Genomic DNA, 6,642 nt, shown 5'->3' on the forward strand with positions numbered 1-6,642 from the left:
GCGGCGCCCCTTGAACCATCAGCGGAAGTCCATTGATCCATCATAATTTTGCGATGGTTTTGGATGGCCCACTGGGCCATAGCGTTTGCCATGGCCAGCGACACGATCCAGCCCGACGCCGACTCCAAAGCCCGCAGCGGCTTTCTCCTCGCGCTCGGCGCTTATCTGCTATGGGGTCTGTTGCCCTTCTACATGAAGGCGGTTGCGCATCTGCCGCTGATCGAGGTGATCGCCCACCGCATCGTCTGGTCGGTGCCGATTGCTGCTGCAGTGCTGGTCTGGGCCGGCCGCACAGCCGATTTCAAGGCGGCGATCCGCTCGCCGCGCAGCATCGCCATGGCGGCGCTGACGGCGACCCTGATCTCCGTCAACTGGGCCATCTATGTCTGGGCGATCTCGGTCGACCGCACCGTCGAGACCGCGCTCGGATACTACATCAACCCATTAGTTAGCATCGTCGTCGGCGCGTTGTTGCTCGGCGAGAAGCTCGACCGGCTGCAGATCGCGGCCGTGTTGCTGGCGGCGGTCGCAGTTGCCGTTCTGACCGTCGATGCCGGCAAATTGCCTTGGGTGTCGTTGGCGCTGGCGTTTTCCTTCGCTGCCTATGGGTTCTTCCGCAAGACGCTGCCGATCGGCCCGAGCCAGGGCTTTCTGCTCGAAGTGCTTTTGCTGTCGGTGCCGGCGCTTGCCTACATCGTCTTCCTGGTCGTCAACGGCCAGGACCATTTCATCTCCAGCAACGGCACCGATATGGCTTTGCTCATCGGCTGCGGCCCAGTCACCTCGGTGCCGCTGCTTCTGTTCGCCTTCGGCGCCAAGCTTCTGCGCCTCTCCACCATCGGCATCATGCAGTACATCGCACCGACCATGGTGTTCCTGATCGCCGTGCTGATTTTCGACGAGCCGTTCGGCACCACGCAAGCAATTGCCTTCGCGCTGATCTGGGCGGCATTGGCGATGTATTCCTGGTCGATGTTTCGTGGCCGTGAAATCCGCCCGGTGGCGTTGGCCCCGAAGTAGGGAGCCTTTCGATGTACGTGCTGCATATCGCCAACAAGAACTATTCGTCATGGTCGCTGCGGCCATGGGTGCTGATGCGCACCCTCGACATTCCGTTCGAGGAGCAATTGACGCCGTTTCCGACCGGGCCTAGTTTCGATCTCTACCGGGCGTTCTCGCCCAGCGGGCGCGTGCCTTGCCTGGTGGATGACGGCTGGGCTGTCTGGGATTCGCTGGCTATTGCCGAGTATCTCGCCGAGCGCCACCATGGTGTGTGGCCTGCTGAGGCCAAGGCGCGAGCCTGGGCGCGCTCGGCCGCCGCCGAAATGCATTCTGGTTTCACGGCCTTGCGCGGCGCATGCCCGATGAATTGCGGCTTGCGGGTGAAACCGTTGCCGATGTCGGACGCGCTGAAGCAGGATCTGTTCCGTTTGGGCGATCTCTGGAACGATGGCCTTGCCCTGTTCGGCGGGCCGTTCCTTGCCGGCGGCCATTTTACCGCCGTCGACGCCTTCTTTGCTCCGGTGGCGTTCCGTGTGCTATCCTATGGGCTGTCTTTCGAAGGGGCAGCTGCAGCCTATCCCCCGCAATTGCTTGGCCTGCCGGCCATGCAGGAATGGTATGCCGCGGGTCTCGCCGAGACCTGGCGGGAGCCGGACCATGAGGCGGAGGTCGCTGCCGCCGGCACCATCGTCGAGGATCTTCGCGCTACGGCGTGATGGGCATTCCAGGAAAAGCGCGTCGCGTTCCCTTGGGAATTGAGTGAAAACAAAGGGATCGAGGCGTTACGTCCGCCCGAGCCGCCTTACGAACATGTAGGTCGCCGCGGCGATCACGATCGAAACCGCCGAGACCACCCAGAAGCCCATCGGCGTATTGACCATGGGCAGGCCACCGACATTCATGCCGAACAGGCCTGATATGATGGTCATCGGCAACAGCACCGCCGTCATCACCGACAGCACATAGAGCAGCTGGTTGGACTGCATTGTCAGCTTGGCCATCAACTCGTCCTGCAGCAACCTTGCGCGTGCCTGCAACTGCTCGCCGTCGTGATAGAGCGTGTGTGCCCGGTGCGAGAGCCTTGTCGCCATGTCATTGATCCGATCGGGCAGCTCATTGCGATGCGAATGGTCGAGATGGCGAAAAAGGTTTGTGAGCGTCGCCATCTGCCGGTGGATGACCACCAGTTGACGGCGCGCCTCGACCAGCGACTGCCGCTCGCCGTGCCAGGCATCGCGCACGATACGGTCCTCGATGCCGTCCAGCGTATCGCCAAGACCGTGGAGCTCGGCCGCCATGCCGTCGAGCGACTGGCCCATGACCGCTTCGACCAGGTCGGCGGGGGAGCGGAATTTGCGCGAGCCGCTCTCCACCGCCTTGCGGATGAGATCGACCGATTCCAGTGGCTGCTTGCGCGCGCCGATCAGCGTGTTATCGTTGAGCGCAAAACGGAAATGGCCGAGCCCGCGCGCTTCCGCCGAATAGTCGTGGCGCAGATCCGGCAGGTCGCCATAAAGCCAGGCATCCTCGAGATCGATGTGGCAACCCTGGCTGGCGCCGAGGAAAGCTTCGCGAACCGGCCCGGGCAGAGCCTGCTCGGCGGCGATCTCATGACGGGCGCGCAGGTCGGACAGCTGGTAGCTGCGCCATGTCCATGCAACCTCGGCCGCGTCCTTGGTGCGCAGGCCCTCGGCGGTGAAATGGTAGATGAAGAACAGCCCGTGCTCGTCGGGCAGGCAAGGCGACAGGCCTTCCGCGTTGAGAGCAATGTTCACGGCTCGCCTCGCCAAGAAATTTCGACCAGGTTCAGATTTCGACTATGCCGACGCGCGGATGCCGACCCGTCCTTCGTAACACGAGTGAGGCGGGTTCCGTGTGACGGTTTCTTGACAGGCGATCACAGTTTGTCGAGCAGCGTTTAGAGTGTTTGCTGCTATCGCCGACGAATGGAGCTCACCCATCGCAACGGTCCGGTCAATCGCCAGCCGCGTGACGCAAGCGCCGCATCGCGCTCCGCCACCAGGTCGTCTCGGATCCTGGCCAGCGCGCTACGCTCGGCTACGAGGCCGTCTTGGGCCAGGGCGAGCGCGTCACGCTCCGCCATGAAGCTGTCTCGGGCTTGGATGAGGTCCTGCTGGGCGTGAGCAAGCGCATCACGCTCCGCCATGAAGCTGTCTCGGGCTTGGATGAGGTCCTGCTGGGCGTGAGCAAGCGCGTCACGCTCCGCCATGAAGCTGTCTCGGTCTCGGATGAGGGCCTGTTGGGCGTCAGCGAGGGCGTCACGCTCGACGATGCCCTTTTCCAGTTCGCCGTGTAGCCGTTTAGCGGCCAGGTTCCCTGCGGCAACGGCCTTGCCAACCACATCGCAGCTCTCATCGAACGTCGCCCGCACCCTGTCGAGCTGGTCGCGCAAGTCCTGGCTGTCGCCTTCAGACGCCATACTGCGCAAAATGGCATAGGCGCTGCGGACTAATGGCGTGGCATCCGGATGGTTTTGCAGATCAGCGACCGAGGCCCGCTGATGATGCAGGTCCTTGTCCAGGAACTCGGCGATTGCGGTGTCGGCGTGATCGGACGTGACAGGCCAGACGATTCCGGTCTCCCTGGCCGCGCGGTCCATCTGATGTCGCCAGTCGCTCAACAGGTCTTCGTGGCGCAGGATACAGCGCGGCATGTGTCGCGAATGATGCTCCGCTTCGAGCACGTGCCTGAGCCACAGCATGAACGCTGTCGGCAGTTCCATTTGATCCCGTTCCTGCAGCGAACAGGCGACTTCGAGCGGGTTGCGGACAGGCAGAAATGCGATCGGGTCAATCCTGAGATCGGCCAGGATCGAGGCTATGAAGGGGAGGAACCGGCAGATCCGCGGATCCTTGACGAAAAACAGGGGGGCATCGCCGAACTCGCTGGCAATGATCGCCGTCATCATGGGCCGAAATCGCTCGGCTGCCGGCGACTGCAGCCACTGCCGATCTAGCGGCAGCCAATCTTGCCAGGAGGAGGCGGCCGCCGTGAGCAGGTGGTCGTCGGCGATGGTGAGTGGGGTACTTTCCCAATGTCCCTTGGGATTGTGGAGGCTCCCGGGCAGCAGATGTTTCGGCGGCGTGGCTCCATGCGCGGCGACGAGGGCGCCGAGCGCCGAGGTGCCGCTGCGGTGCATTCCGAGGACCAGGATCGCCGTCCTTGGTTCCGACGCGATCTCGCCCTTCGCGGCCTTCAATCGCTCGCGCGGATTCATCTCCCCTTTGTCTCGCTCTCCAAATTTCCGTTCCCGCCCAATGTTCTCCGTTAACCAACTGCGAAGCGGGCTGCAAATGGAAATCGTCGCCAACGTGCTTACATTGCGCACAAGACGGAGCTCAAGAAAAGCTGGACAGATCGAAGTCAGCTGCCCCAACGCTACAGATCCTTGCCAAGCAGATGCAGTCGATCAGTGGCTTCGCATTGGACTTCTGATTCTGGGCCAGGCTGGCCTTGTTGCTGTCGCCGATCCAGGTGTTGCCCAGTGTTTCGTAGCCGGCAGCCTTGAGCGCCAGCACGACGCGGCGCAGTTGGTGCGCCAGGCCGACGACACCAACCGGGCTCAATTCCTGGCCGCCTGCGCCAAGGCCGGCTTCGTCCTCACATCTTGTCAATTACAGACTGCACGCCTTCCGTCGGCGCATCGACCGACGACCCCGCCACCATGATGGCGGCGACGATGGCCTCGGGGTCTTCGACCACCAGCGGCTTGACCCGTTGCGCGGTGTGGATGAAGCCTTCGCTGGCCATATGGTCGAGCAGCGCCAGCATCGGATCCCAGAATCCTTGAACGTTAGCGAAGACGATCGGCTTGCGGTGATGGCCGAGCTGGCCCCAGGTCATGATCTCGACGATTTCCTCGACCGTGCCGATGCCGCCGGGCAGCGCCACAAAGGCGTCGGATTTCTCGAACATCTTGTGCTTGCGCTCGTGCATGTTGTCGGTGATCAGCAACTCGTCGAGCCGGTCAAGCGCGGTTTCGGTCGCCTCCTTGTTGATGAGGAAGCGCGGAATGATGCCCGTTACCTTGCCGCCGGCCTTGAGCGCGCCTTCGGCGACTGCGCCCATAATGCCTTTGGTGCCGCCGCCATAGACCAGCCGCAGGCCGGCTTTGGCGAGCGAGCGGCCAAGCAGGTGCCCGGCCTTGGCATAGATTTCATCGCGGCCCGGAGACGAGCCGCAATAGACGCAGACGGATCGAATCGTGTTCATTCGTGATTGGTGATTGGGTCTGAATGCGGGGTCAAGCCCCAAGGGCTGACAAGCCCGGCTTTTTCTTGTCGGTGCCGGCAAAACACGCTAGACCGGCTTCAGGTGGCTAAGGGGTAGGGGAAATATGGCTGTTAATCCATTGAAGGCGTTTCTGTTCGCGGCCGGTGGGACCGTCGCGGTCGTCGGAACCGCCTATGTATCGGGCGCACTCGACCCGTATCTGAATCCCACGCCGCCTGCGGCGATTGCATCGCTGACGCCGCCGGCTGAAAAGCCGGCCGATCCGGGGACCGAGGGAAGGCTGCCGCCGGCGNCGCCCGCCGCGCCCACCGATGCCAAGGCTCCCGCAGCACCCGCGCCTGCCGACGCAACGGCTCCCGCGACCGAAGCTGCGGCTCCGGCGGCACCTGCCGCGCCCGCTGCTGCCCCAACAACCCCAGCGCCGGCCGCGGCCGGCCCGGTTGCGCCGAGCTTCGACGTCGTGCGCGTCGAAAGCAACGGCTCGATCGTCGTTGCCGGCAATGCTGCGCCCAATTCGAAGGTCGAGATCCTCAACGGCTCCTCGGTACTTGGCTCGACTGTCGCCGGTCCGGACGGCGCCTTCGTCATCGTTCTCGACGATCCGCTGAAGCCCGGCGACTATACGATTGCGTTGCGCGCGACGGCCGGCGATGTGGTTACCCCTTCCGTGCAGACCGCCGTCGTTTCGGTTCCCAAGGACGCCGCCGGCCAGGTGCTGGCGATGGTCGAGGAACCCGGCAAGCCGGCCGAGCTGCTTAGCGTCCCGGCGCCTGAGACCAAGCCCGCGGCACCGGCCGCCGGCGATCAGGCCGCTGCCCCAGCCGCTGAGGCGCCTGCTACGGCTGCGCCTGCCGTGGCCGCTGAAACAGCACCTGCTGCTCCGGCTGTGGAAGCCGCAACTGCCCCTGCAGCGCCAGCAGTACCTGCAGCGCCGCCGGCGGCAGGCGTGGCTGCACCCAAGATCGTCGTCGAGGCGGTCGAGATCGACGGCAACAAGATCTTCGTCGCCGGTCTGGCTGACGCCGGCCGCAAGGTGCGCGCCTATGCCAATGATATCCTGCTTGGCGATGCGGTGACCTCGCCCGACGGTCATTTCCTGGTCGAGGCGACGCGCGACATCCCGGTCGGCAGCTACACCATCCATGTCGACGGTCTCGACGCCGACGGCGTGAAGGTCGTGGCCCGCGCCGCCGTGCCGTTCGAGCGCGAACCCGGCGAAGCGATCGCCGCCGTGGCGCCCGCGGAGGCCAAGCCCACCGAGACCAAGCCCGCCGAAGCAAAGCCTGCTGAGCCGGCCGCACCGGCTGCTGCCGAAGCACCGGCCGCTCCGAAGCCTAGGGCATCCAACCTGCTCGACATTCATTGCCTCACGACTGGGGGATGAGC

Annotated in this window: 6 protein-coding genes and 1 pseudogene; 3 read left to right on the forward strand and 4 right to left on the reverse strand. The window is 64.1% G+C overall.

Annotated features, from left to right (window positions below):
- The first annotated feature begins 90 nt into the window (after positions 1–90).
- Both rarD and X771_RS156770 read left to right on the forward strand, forming a co-directional pair.
- Positions 91–1,020, forward strand: coding sequence for an EamA family transporter RarD (rarD, locus tag X771_RS156775; protein ID WP_023673577.1), 930 nt, complete (start codon positions 91–93; stop codon positions 1,018–1,020).
- Positions 1,021–1,031: 11 nt separating this feature from the next.
- Positions 1,032–1,718, forward strand: coding sequence for a glutathione S-transferase family protein (locus X771_RS156770; protein ID WP_023673578.1), 687 nt, complete (start codon positions 1,032–1,034; stop codon positions 1,716–1,718).
- 66 nt (positions 1,719–1,784) lie between these two features.
- Here X771_RS156770 and X771_RS156765 read toward each other — a convergent pair whose 3' ends face one another.
- The 4 genes from X771_RS156765 to X771_RS156750 all read right to left on the reverse strand — a co-directional run bounded on the left by X771_RS156765 (position 1,785) and on the right by X771_RS156750 (position 5,235).
- Entirely contained in the window at positions 1,785–2,777 is a 993-nt protein-coding gene (locus X771_RS156765; RefSeq protein ID WP_023687312.1) for a transporter, read from the reverse strand.
- Positions 2,778–2,935: 158 nt separating this feature from the next.
- The gene (locus X771_RS156760) at positions 2,936–4,240 is read right to left on the reverse strand and encodes a sulfotransferase (RefSeq protein WP_023687313.1); all 1,305 of its coding nucleotides are present in this window, start codon (positions 4,238–4,240) and stop codon (positions 2,936–2,938) included.
- Between the two features lie 121 nt (positions 4,241–4,361).
- Positions 4,362–4,589, reverse strand: coding sequence for a hypothetical protein (locus X771_RS156755; RefSeq protein ID WP_023687314.1), 228 nt, complete (start codon positions 4,587–4,589; stop codon positions 4,362–4,364).
- A 34-nt stretch (positions 4,590–4,623) separates the two neighbouring features.
- Positions 4,624–5,235 (reverse strand): TIGR00730 family Rossman fold protein, encoded by a 612-nt coding sequence (locus tag X771_RS156750; RefSeq protein ID WP_023673582.1) that lies wholly within the window; start codon positions 5,233–5,235, stop codon positions 4,624–4,626.
- A 124-nt stretch (positions 5,236–5,359) separates the two neighbouring features.
- Between X771_RS156750 and X771_RS156745 the strand changes: the two are divergent.
- A pseudogene (locus tag X771_RS156745) lies at positions 5,360–6,586 on the forward strand (peptigoglycan-binding protein LysM); the annotation flags it as partial.
- Positions 6,587–6,642 lie beyond the last annotated feature (56 nt).

The sequence above is a fragment of the Mesorhizobium sp. LSJC269B00 genome, from assembly GCF_000502815.1.
In the GTDB taxonomy this organism is placed as follows: domain Bacteria; phylum Pseudomonadota; class Alphaproteobacteria; order Rhizobiales; family Rhizobiaceae; genus Mesorhizobium.